The sequence below is a fragment of the Actinomadura sp. SCN-SB genome (assembly GCF_043906805.1).
In the GTDB taxonomy this organism is placed as follows: domain Bacteria; phylum Actinomycetota; class Actinomycetes; order Streptosporangiales; family Streptosporangiaceae; genus Spirillospora.
The window spans coordinates 1-17,775 of sequence record NZ_JBIMPP010000106.1; the positions used below are offsets into that span (position 1 = coordinate 1).

General features: G+C 70.7%; 12 protein-coding genes. 3 read left to right on the forward strand and 9 right to left on the reverse strand.

The genetic code is table 11. The features are described 5' to 3' along the window. Window positions 1–49: 49 nt before the first annotated feature. The 8 genes from ACGWYJ_RS36960 to ACGWYJ_RS36995 all read right to left on the reverse strand — a co-directional run bounded on the left by ACGWYJ_RS36960 (window position 50) and on the right by ACGWYJ_RS36995 (window position 10,418). Window positions 50–1,447, reverse strand: coding sequence for a GH1 family beta-glucosidase (locus ACGWYJ_RS36960; protein ID WP_395111226.1), 1,398 nt, complete (start codon window positions 1,445–1,447; stop codon window positions 50–52). Continuing rightward, on the reverse strand, window positions 1,444–3,771 hold the full coding sequence (gene yicI / locus ACGWYJ_RS36965; protein ID WP_395111227.1) for an alpha-xylosidase: 2,328 nt from the start codon (window positions 3,769–3,771) through the stop codon (window positions 1,444–1,446). The genes ACGWYJ_RS36960 and yicI overlap by 4 nt, the downstream gene beginning before the upstream one ends. A gap of 15 nt (window positions 3,772–3,786) precedes the next feature. After that, a complete protein-coding gene (locus ACGWYJ_RS36970; RefSeq protein WP_395111228.1) occupies window positions 3,787–4,689 on the reverse strand; it encodes a carbohydrate ABC transporter permease in 903 nt (300 codons plus the stop codon). Continuing rightward, complete coding sequence (locus ACGWYJ_RS36975) at window positions 4,686–5,594, reverse strand: carbohydrate ABC transporter permease (RefSeq protein WP_395111229.1); 909 nt, start codon at window positions 5,592–5,594, stop codon at window positions 4,686–4,688. The genes ACGWYJ_RS36970 and ACGWYJ_RS36975 overlap by 4 nt, the downstream gene beginning before the upstream one ends. Continuing rightward, on the reverse strand, window positions 5,591–6,883 hold the full coding sequence (locus ACGWYJ_RS36980) for an ABC transporter substrate-binding protein (protein WP_395111230.1): 1,293 nt from the start codon (window positions 6,881–6,883) through the stop codon (window positions 5,591–5,593). Before ACGWYJ_RS36980 ends, ACGWYJ_RS36975 begins: the two co-directional genes overlap by 4 nt. 213 nt (window positions 6,884–7,096) lie before the next feature. Continuing rightward, window positions 7,097–8,260: a xylose isomerase gene (xylA, locus tag ACGWYJ_RS36985; protein ID WP_395111231.1), complete on the reverse strand. Its 1,164-nt coding sequence runs from the start codon at window positions 8,258–8,260 to the stop codon at window positions 7,097–7,099. Beyond that, entirely contained in the window at window positions 8,257–9,657 is a 1,401-nt protein-coding gene (gene xylB, locus ACGWYJ_RS36990; RefSeq protein ID WP_395111232.1) for a xylulokinase, read from the reverse strand. The genes xylA and xylB overlap by 4 nt, the downstream gene beginning before the upstream one ends. A 134-nt stretch (window positions 9,658–9,791) precedes the next feature. Further along, window positions 9,792–10,418: a GntR family transcriptional regulator gene (locus tag ACGWYJ_RS36995; RefSeq protein ID WP_395111233.1), complete on the reverse strand. Its 627-nt coding sequence runs from the start codon at window positions 10,416–10,418 to the stop codon at window positions 9,792–9,794. Window positions 10,419–10,583: 165 nt separating this feature from the next. Here ACGWYJ_RS36995 and pdhA point away from each other — a divergent pair, with 165 nt between their 5' ends. From pdhA to ACGWYJ_RS37010, 3 genes are read left to right on the forward strand one after another with little or no spacing between them, the layout of a single operon-like run. Further along, entirely contained in the window at window positions 10,584–11,681 is a 1,098-nt protein-coding gene (pdhA, locus tag ACGWYJ_RS37000; RefSeq protein ID WP_395111234.1) for a pyruvate dehydrogenase (acetyl-transferring) E1 component subunit alpha, read from the forward strand. Window positions 11,682–11,695: 14 nt separating this feature from the next. Continuing rightward, window positions 11,696–12,715 carry an alpha-ketoacid dehydrogenase subunit beta gene (locus ACGWYJ_RS37005; protein ID WP_395111235.1) on the forward strand — a complete coding sequence of 340 codons (1,020 nt, stop codon included), beginning with the start codon at window positions 11,696–11,698 and terminating at the stop codon, window positions 12,713–12,715. Then, on the forward strand, window positions 12,712–13,971 hold the full coding sequence (locus ACGWYJ_RS37010; protein ID WP_395111236.1) for a dihydrolipoamide acetyltransferase family protein: 1,260 nt from the start codon (window positions 12,712–12,714) through the stop codon (window positions 13,969–13,971). Before ACGWYJ_RS37005 ends, ACGWYJ_RS37010 begins: the two co-directional genes overlap by 4 nt. Here the strand turns inward: ACGWYJ_RS37010 and ACGWYJ_RS37015 are convergent. Then, on the reverse strand, window positions 13,958–17,560 hold the full coding sequence (locus ACGWYJ_RS37015; RefSeq protein ID WP_395111237.1) for a glycoside hydrolase family 2 TIM barrel-domain containing protein: 3,603 nt from the start codon (window positions 17,558–17,560) through the stop codon (window positions 13,958–13,960). The genes ACGWYJ_RS37010 and ACGWYJ_RS37015 overlap by 14 nt on opposite strands. Window positions 17,561–17,775 lie beyond the last annotated feature (215 nt).

Genomic DNA, 17,775 nt, shown 5'->3' on the forward strand with positions numbered 1-17,775 from the left:
CCGCCTCCGGGCCGCCGGCTCGCTCATGATCCGGCCCGTCCCCGCCCGCTCATGGCAGCTCGCCCCGCCTGGCCCGGCCGATCGCCCGCCGGTACCAGTGGGCGCTGTCCTTCCAGCGCCGCTCGCCGGTGGCGTAGTCGACGTGGATCAGGCCGAAGCGGCGGTCGTAGCCGTAGGCCCACTCGAAGTTGTCCAGCAGCGACCAGGCGAAGTAGCCGCGCACGTCCACGCCGCCGTCCTCGATGGCGCGCCGCATCGCGGCGATGTGGTCGTTGAAGTAGGCGATCCGGTCGGTGTCGTGGACGCGGCCGTCCGGGGTCGGCTCGTCGTGGTAGGCGGCGCCGTTCTCGGTGATGACCAGGGGCAGGCCCGGGTGGTCGCGGTGCAGGCGCAGCAGCAGCTCCTCCAGGCCGGTCGCGTCCACCGGCCAGCCCATCGCGGTGCGCGGGCCCGGCTGCTCGACGAACTCCACGTCGTCGCAGCCCACGAAGGGCGACGCCTCGCCCTGCTTGTGGCCGTCGGCGTGGTCGCGGGGCGAGGCGCCGTCCCATATGCGTACGAGCGTGGGCGAGTAGTAGTTCACGCCGAGCGTGTCGAGCGGCGCGGCGATCGTCTTCTCGTCGCCGTCCCGGACGAACCCCCAGTCGGTGATCGCGGCGGTGTCCTCCAGCAGGTCGGACGGGTAGCCCCGGCCGGTGAGGGGGTCCAGGAAGACCCGGTTGGCGACGGCGTCCACGCGCCGTACCGCCTCGGGCTCGCCGCGCAGGTGATGGAGGTTGAGGGTGATCGAGTGCTGCGCGGCGGGAGCGGCCGCGCGCAGCTCCCGCGACGCCAGGCCGTGCGCCAGGTTGAGGTGGTGCGCGGCGGCGAGCGCGGCGGCCGGGTCGGTACGTCCGGGCGCGTGCACCCCGGCGGCGTAGCCGAGGAACGCCGAGCACCACGGCTCGTTCAGCGTCGTCCACGTGTGGACGCGGTCGCCCAGGACACGTGCCACCTGCGCCGCGTACTCGGCGAAGCGGAACGCGGTCGAGCGCTCGGGCCACCCGCCGGCGTCCTCCAGCTCCTGCGGGAGATCCCAGTGGTAGAGGGTGACGTACGGCGCGATCCCGTTCTCCAGCAGGGCGTCGACGAGCCGCGAGTAGAAGTCGAGGCCCCTCCGGTCGCCGGACGCGACGCGCGGCCAGGCGATGGAGAACCGGTAGGCGTCCAGGCCGAGCTCGGCCATGGAGGCGACGTCCTCGCGCCAGCGGTGGTAGTGGTCGGTGGCCACGTCCCCGGTGTCGCCGTTGAGGGTCTTCCCCGGGGTGTGGCTGAAGGTGTCCCAGATCGAGGGGACGCGGCCGTCCTCGTGCACCGCGCCCTCGATCTGGTACGACGCCGTGGCGGCGCCCCAGACGAAGCCTTCGGGCAGGGCGCTGCCGCCGCCTTGTCCGGACCGAGGCGTCATGAAGTGATCCCTTCGGTGTTCCCTTGCAGGGTGACGAGGAGGTGTGCGTCGGTGGCCCGGATGAGAGCGCCTTGGTCGTGGCCGGTCACGGTGCCGCCCTGGACGGTGATGGAGGCGGGGTCGGTGTTGACGAGCAGGACGTTCCACTCCCCCGCGTTCTCGGCGGTGACGCGCAGCTCGCCGCCCTGGCGGGCGGTGGTGAAGGAGGCGTCGGCGACCTCGGTGGTGACACGCGCGCCGTCCCGCGGTTCGTACACGCGCAGGGTCACGCCTTCCGCGTGGGGGTAGTCGGGACGGTCGTCGACCGCGCCCTCGGGGATGACCGCTCCGGGCCGGACGAGCAGGGGCACGCTGTCGAAGCCGTGCCGTTCCCGCACCCAGCGTCCCCCCTGCACGCGCTCGCCGGTGAGGTAGCGCGTCCAGACGCCGTCGGGGACGTAGTACGCGACGTCGCCCTCCACGGTGAAGACGGGCGCGACCAGGAGATCGTCGCCGAGCATGTACTGCCGTTCGAGGTGCGTGCAGGCCGGGTCGTCCGGGAATTCCAGGATCATCGCGCGCATCATCGGCAGCCCTTCCTCGTGGGCCTGCCGTGCCGCGCCCGCCAGGTACGGCATGAGCCGCATCTTCAGGCGGGTGAAGAGCCGCAGGACGTCCACCGACTCCTCGTCGAAGAGCCACGGCACGCGGTAGGAGCGGCTGCCGTGCAGGCGGCTGTGGGACGACAGCAGCCCGAACGCGATCCAGCGTTTGAACAGCCCCGCGTCCGGCGTCCCCTCGAAACCGCCGATGTCGTGGCTCCAGTAGCCGAACCCCGACAGGCCCAGGGAGAGGCCGCCGCGCAGGCTCTCCCCCATCCCCTCGAACGTCGATTCCGAGTCGCCGCTCCAGTGCACGGGAAAGCGCTGCCCGCCCGCGGTGGCCGAACGCGCGAACACCACCGCCTCGTCCTCGCCCCGCCGCTTGCGCAGCAGCTCGAAGACCGTCCGGTTATAGAGGTAGGTGTAGTAGTTGTGCGCGCGTTCCGGGTCGGAACCGTCGAAGTAGACGACGTCGGTGGGGATGCGCTCCCCGAAGTCGGTCTTGAAGCAGTCGACGCCCATCTCCAGCAGCGCGTCCAGTTTCGCCGCGTACCATTCGCGCGCCTCGGGGTTGGTGAAGTCGACGACCGCCATGCCCGGCTGCCACAGGTCCCACTGCCACACGTCCCCGTTCGGGCGCCGGAGCAGGTAGCCACGCTCCTTCGCCTCCGCGAACAGCGGGGAGAGCTGCGCGATGTACGGGTTGATCCAGACCGAGATCCGCAGCCCGCGTTCCTTGAGGCGGCGCAGCATGCCGGGCGGGTCGGGGAACACCCGCGGGTCCCATTCGAAGTCGCACCACTGGAACTCGCGCATCCAGAAGCAGTCGAAATGGAAGACGCTCAGCGGCAGGTCGCGCTCGGCCATCCCGTCGATGAAGCCCGTGACGGTCGCCTCGTCGTAGGAGGTGGTGAACGAGGTGGACAGCCACAGCCCGAACGACCAGCCGGGCACGCGGGCGGGACGCCCGGTCAGCGCCGTGTACTTGCGCAGGATCTCCTTCGGCGTCGGCCCGTAGATGAGGAAGTAGCGCATCGACTGGCCCTCGACCGAGAACTGCGTCCGCGCCACCGCCTCCGAGGCCACCTCGAACGACACCAGGCCCGGATGGTCGACGAACACCCCGTAGCCGGCGTCGGTCAGGAGGAACGGCACGTTCTTGTACGCCTGCTCGCTGGCCGTGCCGCCGTCGGCGTTCCAGATGTCCACCTGCTGGCCGTTGCGCACCAGCGGGCCGAACCGTTCGCCCAGCCCGTACACGTGGTGGTCGACGCCGAGGTCGAGCTGCTCCCGCACGTAGTGGCGGCCGTCCTCGGTGTCGATGACCGCGGTGGATTTGGGACGGGTGCCGGTCAGCCTGCGGCCTCCGGCGAGGACGTCCATGCCCCAGTGCTCGCCGCGTCCGAACCGTACGGTGAGCGCGCCCGAGGTGAGGCTGGCCGCCTCGTCGGTGATGGCGACCTCCGCGTCCGGTGGCGGGTCGGTGGCCAGGGCGAACGCGGGGCCGCGCGGCTCCTCCCCCGCGAAGTGGGTGATGGTCACGCCGATCACGTCAGGCGCGGCGGCCGTGCACGCGATCGTGACCAGCGGCCCCTGCAGCAGGTCGCCGCGGTGCCGGATGCGCTGGACGGGCGCGTGCACGACCAGGGAGCCGGGCGCGGGCGCCGCGCAGTCGAGCATCTCGACCGGGTACGACGCCCGCACGCCCTCCCGCATCCTCCAGTAACCGTCGGTGAACTTCATCGAGCCCCTTACTGGTCATTTGACGGCGCCCGCGGTGAGCCCGCGGGACAGGGTGCGCTGGAAGATCAGGAAGAAGGCCACGGTGGGCAGCAGCCCGAGCAGCGAGGCGGCGCTGGACATGGTCGCGTCCATGAGCCGCTGGCCCTGGAGCACGCCCAGCGCGACCGACACCGTCTGGTTGTCGTTGCTGACGAGGAAGACCAGCGGGATCAGGAACTCGTTCCAGGTCCAGACGAAGAAGAACACCGCCAGCACCGCGAGCGTGGGCCGGACCACCGGCACCACCACCTGCCACAGCACGCGCCAGCGCCCGGCGCCGTCGATCCGCGCCGCCTCCAGCAGCGGGCGGGGGAACGCGCCCAGCACGGAGGACAGCAGGTAGGTGCCGAAGGCGCTCTGGATCACCGTGAACACGATGATCACGCTGAGCCTGGTGTCGTACAGGCCCACCTGCTTGGCCAGGTAGTACAGGGGGTAGACCAGGGACTCCTGCGGCAGCGTGTTGGCCAGCAGCAGCACGGCCAGCACCCACATCCGGCCCTTGATCCGCCCGATGCCCAGGGCGTAGGCGTTCAGCACCGACAGCAACACCGCCAGGACCGCCACCGACCCGCTGATCAGCGCGCTGTTGAGCAGCACCTGCCCGAAGCCGACGCGCTCCCAGAACCCGGTGATGGCGTCGAGGCTCACCCTCTCCGGCGGCGCCAGCGGGCCGTTCGCCGAGTAGTCCTCCGGCGTCTTCACCGCGTTGAGCAGCACCACGGCGAACGGGATCAGCATGACCGCGGCGAGCGCGACCAGCGCCACCAGCGTCGCGTACGCCGACGGGCCGCGGCGCCGCTTCCCGCCGCCGCGCCGGCCCAGCGCCGGAACACCGCCGGCGCGGGCCGCGATCGTCCCCGCACTCCGCTCGGTCATGACGGCTCCGGCTCGGCGGCGTTCTGCGCGCGCAGGAACACCACGGTCAGCGCGACGATGATGAGGGTCAGCACGGTCGAGATCGCGGCGCCGTACCCGACATCGGTCTTGTCGAAGAAGTTCTGGTACGAGTAGTACGACGGGACGTTGGTCGCGCCGCCGGGGCCGCCCTTGGTCAGCACGTAGATCGGGCCGAACACCTTGAGCGCGGCGATGGTCGTCCACAGCAGCACCACGAAGATCTCCGGACGGATCTGCGGCACCGTCACGTGCCAGAACCGGCGCGCCCAGGACGCCCCGTCGATCTCGGCCGCCTCGTACAGGGACGGATCCACCCGCTGCAGCCCGGACATGAACACCACCAGCGGGAACCCGATCTGCACCCACACCATGACGACCATGACCGTCCACAGCGCGGTGGCGGGGTCGCCGAGCCAGTCGTGGGCCAGCGCGTCCAGGCCCACCGCGCCCAGCACCGCGTTGACCGCACCGTCGTCGGGGTCGAGCAGCCACGACCACACCACGCCCGCGATCACGATCGGCAGCACCTGCGGCAGGTAGAGGCAGGCGCGCAGGACGCTGGCGGGGCGCGGGCCGAAATGGCGGTCCACCAGGTCGGTCAGCAACGCCGCCAGGACCAGCCCGATCCCGGTCGGCACGACCGCCATCGCCACGATCACCAGGACGTTGTTACGGAACGAGGACCAGAACTCCCCGTCGCCGGCCAGCTCCCGGTAGTTGGCGAGGGCGACCCAGCCGGGGGTGCCGACGCCGTCCCACTCGGTGAGGCTCACCGCCACGTTCATCGCGAACGGCACGCCGATCACACCGGTGAACAGCACCAGCCCGGGAACCAGGTACGGCAGGTACCCGAGCCGGTCCCGCCTCCAGGTCGTCGCGGTCACTTGGGCACGCCGTCGTCATAGGCCCGCTGGACCTCCCCGAGGATGGAGGCGGGCGAGCCGGAGCCGTTCATGATCTTCTGGCCGGCCGCCACCCACTTGTCGTAGAACGCGGGAACCGGCCAGTCGGGGTAGTAGGCCAGCCCGCTGTTCCGCGACAGCGAGTCGAAGTTCTCGACGAGCCGCTTGGTCCTCGGGTCGGTGATGGCCTGCGGGTCGGCCGCGACCGGGATGCCGCCCGCGTTGCCCAGCGCGTTCTGGATCTGCTTCTTCATCGTGATGTCGATGAAGTCGTAGGCCAGCTTCTTGTTCTTCGAGCCCTTCGGGATCACCCACAGGTTGCCGCCCGATCCGAGGGTCAGCTTCGAGCCGGGCCAGACGAAGGTGTCCCAGTCGAACCGGACGGTCTTGGCGACGCGGCCGAACCACCAGCTCCCGGAGAACATCATCGGGTAGTCGCCGCGCATGAACGCCGACCCCGCGTCCTCGGCCTTGCCGCCCACCGAGCTGCGCGCGATGTACCCCTTCTTCACCCAGTCGGCGAAGGTGGTGGCGGCGTAGGTCCAGGCCGGGTCGGTCAGGTTCGCCTTCACCGTGTAGCGCTGGTAGGCGTCGACCCAGGCGGGATTCGCCCGGTCGAGGGCGAGCTGGTAGATGAACTGCTGCGCCATGTACTCGGCCCCGGCGTTGGCGAACGGGGTCATTCCCTTGGCGACGAAGGCGTCCATCGCGGCGAGCAGCTCGGGGTAGGTGGTGGGCACCTTCACGTCGTGCCGCTCGAAGAGGTCCTTGTTGTAGTAGACGACGAGGTACTCGGCGTAGTTGGGGACGCCGAACCACTTGTCGCCGCCCATCGTGCCCCTGGCGTCGTACTTCGAGGTGACCTGGATGTTGGGCGCGAGCAGCTTGTCCCAGCCGCGCTTGGCGACCTCGGCGGTCATGTCCTCCAGCAGGCCCTGCTTGGACAGGAGCCCGGCGGTCGCGTTGCCCTTGTTGTACTCCATGACGTCGGGGGCGTCCTTGGAGTTGAGGACCATCGGCGCGGTCTTCTGGATCTGCTCGAAGCCCTTCTCCTCGAACTTCACCTTGACGCCGGGGTGGGTGCGCTCGAACTCCTTGATCGCCTGGTTCCAGGCCACGCCCATGGCGCTGTCCGGCGACTCGTAGTGCCACAGGCGCAGCTCGTTCGGGTCGGACTCGCCGCCGCCTCCGCAGGCGGCCAGCGCCGTCAGCGCCAGTGACCCCGCGGCGAGCGCGGCCGTCAGCGCCGCGCCCCTGCGTGCCTTGATCATGGGTGCTCCTCCGGGTGGGGGTCGAGGGCCCCGGTCAATCGAAGCGCTTCGACTAGGGATCGCCCGGATAGTAAGCGCACCGGCGACACCGCACAAGAGGGACGCGACCCCCATTTTCCGGACAAGTCGCTGACCTGCGGCGATATATGGGAGCGCTCCCATATTGGCCACCGCCGGGCCGGGGCTGTGGGCGGGACCCGGCCCGGCGGCAGATCAGCGGGCGCCGTAGAGGTGCTCCAGGGCGAGCTGGTCCAGGCGCTCGAAGGCCGCGCCGCGCTTGGCGAGGGCGTCGATGTCGGGGGTGAAGTCGCGGACCGACCGCCAGGTCTCGTCCTCGGCCAGGGTCGGGACGGACAGCTCGTCCACCCGGGCCGCGCGCAGCGCCTCCTGCACCTCGGGGTCGGCGCGGAACGCCCGCACCCGCTCCCGCAGGATCAGCCAGTTGCGCATGCAGGCGGCGGCCGACACCCATACGCCCTCGTCGTCCTCGGTGCGGGGCGGCTTGAAGTCGAAGTGGATCGGGCCGTCGTAGTCGCTCTGGTCGATCAGGTCCACCACCCAGAACGCGCCGCGCGCGTTGCCGGCGCCGAACCGCAGGTCCTGGTCGTAGCGCGGGCCGTTCTGGCCGTTGAGGTCGATGTGGAACAGCTTGCCGTGCCACAGCGCCTGGGCCAGCCCGTGCGCGTAGTTGAGCCCGGCCATCTCCTCGTGCCCGACCTCGGGGTTGAGGCCCACCAGCTCGGGGTGCTCCAGCTCGTCGATGAACGCGAGCGCGTGCCCGACGGTCGGCAGCAGGATGTCGCCGCGCGGCTCGTTCGGCTTGGGCTCGATCGCGAAGCGCAGGTCGTAGCCCTTCTCCAGGACGTAGTCGCCGAGGATGTCGAAGGCTTCCTTGTAACGGTCCAGCGCGGCCCGCACGTCCTTCGCCGCGCCGGACTCGGCGCCCTCGCGCCCGCCCCAGGCCACGTAGACCTTGGCGCCCAGCTCGGCGGCGAGGTCCACGTTGTCCATCACCTTGCGCAGCGCGAACCGGCGCACGTCCCGGTCGTTGGAGGTGAACGCGCCGTCCTTGAAGATCGGGTGGCCGAACAGGTTGGTGGTCGCGGTGGTCACCACCAGCCCGGTCTCCTCCAGGGCCTTGCGGAACGCGGAGATCTTCCGGTCCCTGGCCGCCGCCGTGTCGTCGAAGTCGAACACGTCGTTGTCGTGGAAGTTGACCCCGTACGCGCCGATCTCGGCCAGCTTGCGCACCGCCCGGTCGGCGGGCATGGGCGCCCGGGTCGCGGGACCGAACACGTCCACCCCCTGCCAGCCCACCGTCCAGATCCCGAAGGAGAACCTGTCCTCAGGCCGCGGGGTGTAACGGTCGTCGCTCATGAACTGTCCCCTCCAAGGGTCTCGCTGGTGTCGCGTAGCGCGGCGTACCTGCCGCGGACCTCCTCGGCCGCCGCCCTGTCGGCGTCGGTCGCGGTGAACTTGGTGGCGGGGGCGGCGGGCCAGCGCGGCGGCTCGGGCGTCCCGGCCAGCGCCCACGCGGCCTGCCTGGCGGCGCCGAGCGCCACGTACTCGCCGGGCTCGGGCACCGTGACCGGCGTGCCGAAGATCGCGGGAGCCAGGGCCTGGACGGCGGCGGACCGGGCGCCGCCACCGATCAGCAGCGTACGCCGGGGCCGCACGCCCTGGGCGGCCAGATGGTCCGCCGCGTCGGCGAGCGAGCACAGCAGCGCCTCGACCGCGGCCCTGGCCAGGTTCTCGCGGGAGGCGTTGGACGTGGTCAGCCCGGTCAGCACGCCGGTGGCCCGGGGACGGTTGGGCGTCCGCTCGCCGTCCAGGTAGGGCAGGAGGGCGATGCCGCCCGCGCCCGGCTCGGCGGCCAGCGCGAGCTCGGCCAGCTCGTCCAGGCTCGCGCCGGTCAGCGCGGCGGCGGAGGTCAGCACGCGGGCCGCGTTCAGCGTGGCGACCAGCGGCAGGAACCGGCCGGACGCGTCGGCGAACCCGGCGACCAGCCCGGACGGGTCGGCGGCCGGGGCGCCGGAGACCGCGAAGGCCGTCCCGGACGTGCCGATCGACACCACCAGGTCGCCCTCGCCCAGGCCGAGGCCCAGCGCCGCGCCCATGTTGTCGCCGGTGCCCGGGGCCAGCCGCCCGCCCCAGGGCGTCTCCCCGACGGTCTCGGCGGGACCGGCCACCCGCGGCAGCTCGGGCACGTGCCCGAGCGCGGCGCGGACGAACTCCGGCAGGTAGCGGCCCTCGGCGGGCGACCAGTAGCCGGTGCCGGAGGCGTCGCCACGGTCGGTGGCGGGCTCGGGCGCGCCCAGCCGCAGGGTCAGCCAGTCGTGCGGCAGCATCACCGCCGCGGTGCGCCGCGCGTTCTCCGGCTCGTTCTCGGCCATCCAGCGCAGCTTGGTCACGGTGAAGGACGCGACGGGCACGCTGCCGGTGCGCTCCGCCCACGCCTTGGGGCCGCCGAGCTCCTCGGTGAGCGCGCGGGCCTGCGGCGCCGAGCGGGTGTCGTTCCACAGCAGCGCCGGGCGGATCACCTCGCCGTTCTCGTCCAGCGCCACCATCCCGTGCTGCTGCGCGGCCACCGCGACGGCATCCGCCCGTTCCAGCAGGTCCCGGGCCGATCCGAGGGCCTCCCACCAGTGCCGGGGATGGCACTCGGTGCCGTCCGGATGCGGCGCGGTGGCCGAGCCGACCACCGTCCCGTCCGCGGCGTCACACAGCAGGACCTTGACCGACTGCGTCGAGGAATCGATCCCGGCGACGAGCACTGCCCCTCCTCCGCGCGGTCATGCGCCGCGGCGCCGAAAACTTGCGAAAACATTTCGAGGGCTTGCGATCGTGAGCAGACTAAACCGCCGTGAGCCACCGCACAATCCATCCGCCCGGGCGGAGCGGAAAATGATCAAGGCGCGTAGTTCATGACATGGTCATGGAGCAGCTTCGGCGCGTCCGGGTCCCGGCGGCGGAAGGCGTCGATGAGCCGGGCGTGCTCGGCCGACTTGGAATAGATCTCCGTCCTGTGCAGCCGCAGGGACAGGGTCGTCCACAGCTCGATGCCCAGCGACTCCCACACCGACATCAGCAGCCGGTTGCCGGCGGTCTGCACCACCTCGCGGTGGAACTCGATGCTCAGCCGCATCTGGGCGTGCAGGTCGCCGGACTCGGCGGCCTGCGCGAGCAGCGCGTTGTGCCGTTCGAGCGCGTCCACCCGCTCGGCCAGGCGGGGCAGCGCCAGCTCGGCGGCGGTGCGCTCCAGCCCGGCCCGCACCGGGAAGATCTCCCCCAGGTCGCGCTCGGTGAACGCGCGGACCCGGGCGCCCCTGTTGGGCAGGCTCTCCACCAGCCGCAGCGCCTCCAGTTGGCGCAGCGCCTCGCGGACCGGGCCCTGGCTGACGCCCAGCTCGGTGGCGATCCGGCGCTCGACGAGGCGCTCGCCCGGCTCCCAGCGACCCGAGCTGATGCCCTCGACGATGAACTCCCTGATCTGGTCGGCCAGACCGGTGCGCAACAGCTGAGCTGACTCGTTCACGCGACAATGGTAGAGGTCAGACGGGAGTCGGCCGGTTGGCGGCCGTTCCGTCCGCCGCCCCGTGGGTGCATACTGGAACCGTAATGATCGATCATTGATCAATGATGATCGATGGAGCCCCGCGGTGACCCCGCGGGCCGCTCTTGAGCCGAGGAGAGAACGCCGATGGCCGAGACCACCAGGGCCCGCCCCCGCCGGACGTCCGCCCCCCGCACCGGAGCGGGCACCGGATCCGGGACGGGCGCGACGACCGCCCCCGACCCGGAGGAACTGGTCGGCTATTACCGGCGGATGCTGGTGATCCGCCGCTTCGAGGAGCGCGCCGCGCGCGCCTACACCGAGGCCAAGATCGGCGGCTACTGCCACCTCAACCTCGGCGAGGAGGCCACCGTCGTCGGCCTGATGGCGGCGCTGCGCCCCACCGACTACCTGTTCACCAACTACCGCGAGCACGGCTACGCGCTGGCCAAGGGGATCTCCGCCGAGCGCGTCATGGCCGAGCTGTACGGCCGCTCCACCGGCGTGTCCAAGGGCTGGGGCGGCTCCATGCACATGTTCGACGCGCAGGCGCGGCTGCTCGGCGGGTACGGCATCGTCGGCGGGCAGGTCCCGCTGGCCACCGGCGCCGCCCTCGCCGTGACCTACAAGGGCGGCGACGAGGTCGTGATGTGCCAGATGGGCGACGGCACCGCCGCCATCGGCGCCTTCCACGAGTCGCTGAACATCGCGGCGCTCTGGGACCTGCCCGTCGTGTTCGTCGTGGTCAACAACGGGCTCGGCATGGGCACCCCGGTCGAGGCGTCCGCCGCCGAGCCGGAGCTGTACCGGCGCGGCACCGCGTACCGCATGGACAGCGCCCGCGTGGACGGCACCGACGTGATCGCCGTCCGGGACGCGGCGCGGGTCGCCGTCGAGCACGCCCGCTCGCGGTCCCGCCCCTACCTGCTGGAGACCGTCAGTCCCCGGCTGCGCGGCCACTCCGTCGTCGACCCGGCCCGCTACCGCAGCAAGGAGGAGCGGCAGGCCCTGCTGGAGCGGGACCCGGTCGCCGCCCTCGCCGACCGGCTGGAGAAGGACGGCGTGCTGACGGCCGAGGCGAGGGACGCGCTGGACGCCGAGGTCACCGCCGAGGTCGAGGCCGCCGCCGCGTTCGCCGACCAGAGCCCCGAGCCGGAGGTCTCCACGCTGTTCGACTACACCTACGCCACCCCCGTCCCCGGTGAGCAGCGCCGCCTGCCCGCCGACCCCGTCTTCCGTTCCTGAGGAGTCGCGTCGTCATGGCACCCATCACCTACCGCCAGGCCCTCAGGGAAACGCTCCGCGCCGAGATGCTCAGGGACGAGAACGTCTTCCTGATGGGCGAGGAGATCGGCGTCTTCGAGGGCTCGTACAAGATCACCGAGGGGCTGCTCAAGGAGTTCGGCCCGCGCCGGGTCCGCGACACCCCCATCGCCGAGGAGGGCTTCGTCGGCGCCGCCATCGGCGCGGCCATGCTGGGGCTGCGCCCGGTCGTCGAGATCATGACGATCAACTTCTCGCTGCTGGCGCTGGACCAGATCGTCAACCATGCCGCCAAGATCTACGGAATGTTCGGCGGGCAGGCGAGCGTCCCGCTGGTCATCCGCACCCCGGGCGGCGGGGGCCAGCAGCTCGGCGCCACCCACTCGCAGAACGTGGAGCTGTTCTACTCGTTCGTCCCCGGCCTGAAGGTGGTCGCACCCTCCACCCCGGCGGAGGCGTCGGCGATGCTCAAGGCCGCGATCCGGGACGACGACCCGGTGCTGTTCCTGGAGAACCTCGCGCTCTACAACACCAAGGGCGAGCTGCCCGCCGAGCCCGCGCTGATCGAGCCCGCCGAGATCGGCCGGGCCGCCGTCACCCGTCCCGGCACCGACATCACCATCATCGGCTACTCGCGGATGGCGCACGTGGCCCTGGAGGTGGCCGAGACGCTGGCGGCCGAGGGCGTCTCCGCCGAGGTCGTGGACCTGCGCAGCCTGCGTCCCCTGGACCGCGAGACGATCGTGGAGTCGGTGCGGCGCACCGGCTGCGCCGTCGTCGCCGAGGACGACTGGCTGACCTACGGCATCGGCGCGGAGATCGCCGCCACCATCCAGGAGGGCGCCTTCGACTGGCTCGACGCGCCCGTCCGCCGCGTCGCCATGGCCGAGGTGCCGCTGCCGTACGCCAAGCCGCTGGAGACGGCCGCGCTGCCCTCCGCCGGCTCCCTGCTCACCGCCGTCCGCGACACCCTGCGCGCGACCGGCCGCGCCGCACTGGAGACCACCGCCCCATGACCGAGATCCTCATGCCCCGGCTCTCCGACACGATGGAGGAGGGCGTGATCAGCTCCTGGCAGAAGAAGCCCGGAGACCCGATCGCCGTCGGCGACGTGCTCGTCGACATCGAGACCGACAAGGCCGTGATGGAGTACGAGGCGTACGAGGCCGGCGTGCTCGGCGAGATCCTCGTCGGCGAGGGCGAGACCGCCGCCATCGGCACCCCCATCGCCGTCATCGTCCCGGAGGGCACCAAGGTCGAGGCTCCGGCGAAGGAGACCGTCGCGGCCCCCGCCGCCGCGGCCTCCGCGCCCGCTCCCGCGGCTCCCCCTCCTGCCGCCCCGGCCCCGGTCCGGACGCCGCGTGGGACGCGCCCGCCGTCCTCGCCGCTGGCACGCAGGCTGGCCCGCGACCACGGGATCGACCTGTCGACGCTCACCGGCAGCGGGCCCGGTGGACGGATCGTGCGCGCCGACATCGAGGCCGCCATCCGCAACACCGCCCCCGCACCCGCGCCTGAGGCCACCCCGGCACCTGCTCCCGCGGCCGTGACCCCGGCTCCGGCCCCGGCTACTGCTCCGGCTGCGGACGAGGACGTACGCCGCGTTCCGCTCAACCGGTTCCGCAAGGTCGCGGCACGCCGGCTCACCGAGAGCAAGCGGAACGCGCCGCACTTCTACCTCAGCCGGGAGGTGGACGCCGAGCGGCTGCTGGAGTTCCGTGCCGAGCTGAACGCGGCGCTGGCCCCGGCGAAGGTCAGCGTGAACGACCTGATCGTGAAGGCCGCCGCCACCGCGCTGCGCGAGCATCCGGCGGTGAACGTGTCCTACACCGAAGAGGATCTGGTCTTCCACGAGCGGATCAACATCGGCGTCGCGGTCGCGGTGGAGGACGGCCTGCTGGTGCCCGTGATCAGGGACGCCGACCGCAAGAGCGTGTCGCGGATCGGCGAGGAGACGCGTGCGCTGGCCGCCAAGGCCAGGGAGGGCAAGCTGACCGCGCAGGAGATGAGCGGCGGCACGTTCAGCGTCAGCAACCTGGGCATGTACGGGGTCGGCAGCTTCGCCGCCGTGATCAACCCGCCGGAGGCGGCGATCCTGGCGGTCGGCGCGGTACGGGACGAGCCGGTCGTCCGCGACGGTCAGGTCGTCCCGGGCAAGCGGCTGGCGCTGACCCTGTCGGTGGACCACCGCGCCACCGACGGCGCCACCGGCGCGGCCTTCCTCGCCCGCCTCGCCGAGATCCTGGAGAACCCCCTCCTCATCGTGGCGTGACGACCGCGTTCCCGCGTGCCTCGTCGGGGGTGACGGGGCGCAGGACGGTGGTGTAGGTGTACGTCCGGTCGGGGCGGACCTGGTACTCGGGACGCACCGGGTTGGGGGTGTCGCCCACACCGGACACCGCGTGGTTCACGTGGAGGGTGTTCCAACCCGGGTTGCGTTGGAGAGCGAACGGGTAGAGCGCGCGATCCAGGTCGTCGTACGGGGTGACGCTGACCTCCAGGTCTCCGGCCACCAGGAGTCCCGCGCGGCCATCGGTGAGCATGGCCCAGCGCACGTCGTCATGGTTGCCGTGGTCTTGGGGGCGGTAGTACGAGACGTACTGCTGGTCGACGGATGACGACCACACGCCCATGCGGGTGCCGTCCTTGCGGTCGTTGTAGTTCTCGACGGGGCCGCGGCCGTACCAGGCGAAGGACTTGTAGCGGTCCGGCAGCTTGAGCGTGTAGCCGACTCTGGCGAGATAGGGCAGGGTGCGTGCGCTGCCCTGCGGCACGACCCGGTGTCTCAGGTCGATCTGGCCGGAGCCGTCGATGGCATAGGTGGCGGTCTGCTCGAAGAAGGCACCGCCGGTGCCGTTGACCCGGCTGGCGATCTGGACGGTCACTCCGCTGGAGCCGTCCGGGGTCACCGTTATCTCACCTGGTGTGGTGGTGAGGCGGTCAAGCCCTGCCTTGCGCCAGTCCTCGCCTTCGGCGTTGCCCCAGGTGTAGGTCTCGTTGCTGATGGGCGGGCGCCACACGTCCAGTTCCGGGCCGGTGCGGAGGAGCTCGGTCCCCCTGTAGCGCATCGAGGTGAGCGTGCCCTTGGCGCGGTCGAAGACGTAGCGGAAATCGCGGCCGGTGACGATGATCTCGTCGCCGTTCCGCAACGTGGAGACCGCGCCCGTCGCGGGTTTCTTAATGCCGGGGACCTTCGTTCCACCGGCGGAGAACTGGCCGAAGCCGACGACATGGCCGGACGGCGCGTACCACGTATTCCTGTTCAGGACGACATCGACCGTCAGCCACCGCTCGTTCTCGGACGGGGCGGGTGGGATCGCCACCTGAGCCGTTCCCCCGGGTTTCAGGTCGAGCGCTCGCGTACCGGAACGGATGACACGCTTGCCTTCGCTGTAGCGCCACCGCAATTGCAGGTCGGACGTGCCGGCGAAGGCGCGCTCGCTGGTGACCGCGACACCGTCGTCCGTCCGGGTGACACGGATCGGCGATTGCACCCAGGCGAGCTGGGCGAGTTCGGGTTGGAGGTAACGGTCGGCGCCGACCAGCCCGTCCACTCCGGAAAGGCTCTGCCCGTTGGAAAGGAAGCCGCCCTTCCGCGTGAACTGGTCGAAATTGAGAGCGAGTACGGCGTCGCCGGCCGGATCCGCGCCGGAACCCAGCTCGCCCGGTGTGAGGGCACGGCCGTAAATGCGGACTTCGTCGATCGTTCCGTGCGCCATGCGACCGCTGTAGTTGTCCTGCATGGTGCCGGAGTTCCGGCCGATGTTGACATCACCTGACGACCAGTCGATGGTGCCCGAGTACGCGACGCGGGCGGCCTCCCGCCCGTCCACGTAAAGGCGCAGTGCGGTGCCGTCATAGGTCCCGGTGACCCGGTGCCAGGTGTCGTACCAGTTGGACGGCACGGGCGCGCGGACGGTACGCCAGGTGCCCCCGCTGAAGATGTAGAACTCTAGGGTGGTCTCGTTCGACATCTTGAGGCCGTACTGGTGGTCGCCCTTCGTCATGATGGTGAAGTCGCCGGACCACGGGCGGACGGGCTTGACCCACGAGTCGAGGGTGACGGCGTTCCCGATGAGGTCGAGCCTGCGGTCCCGGTAGACCTCGACGAAATCGTCCAGGCCGGAGAAGTAGAGCGCCTTACCTCTGTGCCCGTCGACCGTTCTTGGCAGCCCCTGCGTCCACGCCAGGATGCCGTTGCCCGAAGAGTCGGGAGTGGTGATGAGCGGGTGCCGCAGGTTGGCCTCCGCCCAATCCCAGATGAAACCACCTTGGGTTTGCGGGTGGCGGCGTATGACCTCCCAGAATTCACGGAAGTTGCCCAGGCTGTTGCCCATCGCGTGGGCGTACTCCCCCATGATGATGGGCTTGGTCGTGGCCGCCGCCTGCTGCTCCAGCCGCGCCGGAGTGGGATAGCGCGGCCCCCAGACGTCCGCGAACGGGGCGTCGCCATCGGGACTGTTGGACTGGTGATACAGCGGCCGCGTCGGATCGGTCTCGCGCGCCCACTCCGCCATTTTCGTGTGCGCCTGGCCGAGGCCCGCCTCGTTCCCGGTGTCCCACAGGAAGACGCTTGGATGGTTCTTGTCACGCGCCACCATCGCCTGGAAGCGTTCGAGGAACGCCTTCTGCCATTCGGGCCGGTCCGCCAGGCAGTCGCGCCGGTCACCCGCGGGCCTGGTGCAGTTCTCGTAGTTGTGGGTCTCGATGTCGACCTCGTCGTCGATGTAGAGACCGTGCTTGTCGGCCAGCTCGTAGAAGTAGGGATCGGACGGGTAGTGCGCCGTCCGGACCGCGTTGATGTTGAGGCGTTCCATCAGCGCGACATCCGCTTCCTGGCGCCGGCGCGTCTGGTGCCGTCCGGTGTCGGGATCGGTCTCGGGACGGTTCACGCCCTTGATGAGGACGCGCTTCCCGTTCACCAGCAACCGCCGGTCCCTGACCTCGATCTCGCGGAAGCCCACATCCTCCCAGACGCTATGGACGACACCCGAAGGCCCGGACAGCTCCAGCCGCAACCTATAGAGCGAGGGCGTCTCATCACTCCATTTCGCCGGATTGGAAACGGGCGCGCTCATCCGCAACCTCGCGCCGTCACCCCCTACATTCACCCGCCCAGCAAAAGCCGTCACAAGACGACCGTCCGGGCCGAAAAGGGTCCCCTTCACGGTGTGCTCGCCCTGCGTTCCGCCCTTGCTCGCCAGGGTCAGCGTCGTGTTGAGCGTCGCGTCCCTATACGACTCGTCCAAATCCGTGGTGATGTACGCATCCCGAACAAAGGTCTTGGGAGTCGAGTACGCCCACACCGAACGGAAGATGCCGCTGTAACGCCACTGGTCCACGTCCTCCAGGTAAGAGCCGGCACTCCACCTGTGCACCTGCACCGCCACCGTGTTGCCACCAGGCCGCACATCCTCGCTGATGTCGAACTCCGCGGGCGTGTAACCCCCTTGGTCATAGCCCACGTACCGCCCGTTCACCCACACGAAGTACGCACTGGTCACACCCTCGAATCGCAGGAACGTGCGCCGCCCCTCCCAATCCTTGGGAACCTCCAGCCGCTTCACATACGCGCCCGTCGGGTTGATGTCACGCGGCACCCGAGGCGGATCGTCCGGCCAGATCTCGGTCGGGATGTTCCGGAACACCGGATGGTCGAGCCGATCGCTCTGCCACGTGTGCGGCACCTTCACCTTGGGCCACCCGGACGTGTCGTACCCCTCACCGAAGAAACCCGCGGGCACGTCCCCCGGCCGATCGACGACCGTGAGCCGCCATTCCCCGTCCAGCGACCGCGTCCACCGCCGCTCGTCACCGGGTCGCAGCACGGAATGCGCCGGCTCCTGCCCTTCCCCGATCATCTCCGGATCATCGAGATAGGCATGGACGTCCCCGGGCGGCGCCACCCCGAGAGGGCGCGCGGAAACCGTCCCCTGCACCGACGCCAGCACGAGAGAGGCCAGTGGCAGAACAGCGGCCGAAACGCACACGAAAGAACGAAGTGGGAGCTGGGAGCGCATGGCGGATGGCGCCTCCTCACGGGCAGGCCCGTGGACGCTTTTCCTGGGACGCTAAA

Bases quoted from the DNA above. Each gene is read 5' to 3' on its own strand.
- pdhA (WP_395111234.1), top strand. From the start codon at position 10,584: ATGGCCGAGACCACCAGGGCCCGCCCCCGCCGGACGTCCGCCCCCCGC.
- xylA (WP_395111231.1), bottom strand. From the start codon at position 8,260: ATGAGCGACGACCGTTACACCCCGCGGCCTGAGGACAGGTTCTCCTTC.
- ACGWYJ_RS36980 (WP_395111230.1), bottom strand. From the start codon at position 6,883: ATGATCAAGGCACGCAGGGGCGCGGCGCTGACGGCCGCGCTCGCCGCG.
- ACGWYJ_RS36970 (WP_395111228.1), bottom strand. From the start codon at position 4,689: ATGACCGAGCGGAGTGCGGGGACGATCGCGGCCCGCGCCGGCGGTGTT.
- yicI (WP_395111227.1), bottom strand. From the start codon at position 3,771: ATGAAGTTCACCGACGGTTACTGGAGGATGCGGGAGGGCGTGCGGGCG.
- ACGWYJ_RS37015 (WP_395111237.1), bottom strand. From the start codon at position 17,560: ATGATCGGGGAAGGGCAGGAGCCGGCGCATTCCGTGCTGCGACCCGGT.
- ACGWYJ_RS37010 (WP_395111236.1), top strand. From the start codon at position 12,712: ATGACCGAGATCCTCATGCCCCGGCTCTCCGACACGATGGAGGAGGGC.
- ACGWYJ_RS36960 (WP_395111226.1), bottom strand. From the start codon at position 1,447: ATGACGCCTCGGTCCGGACAAGGCGGCGGCAGCGCCCTGCCCGAAGGC.
- ACGWYJ_RS37005 (WP_395111235.1), top strand. From the start codon at position 11,696: ATGGCACCCATCACCTACCGCCAGGCCCTCAGGGAAACGCTCCGCGCC.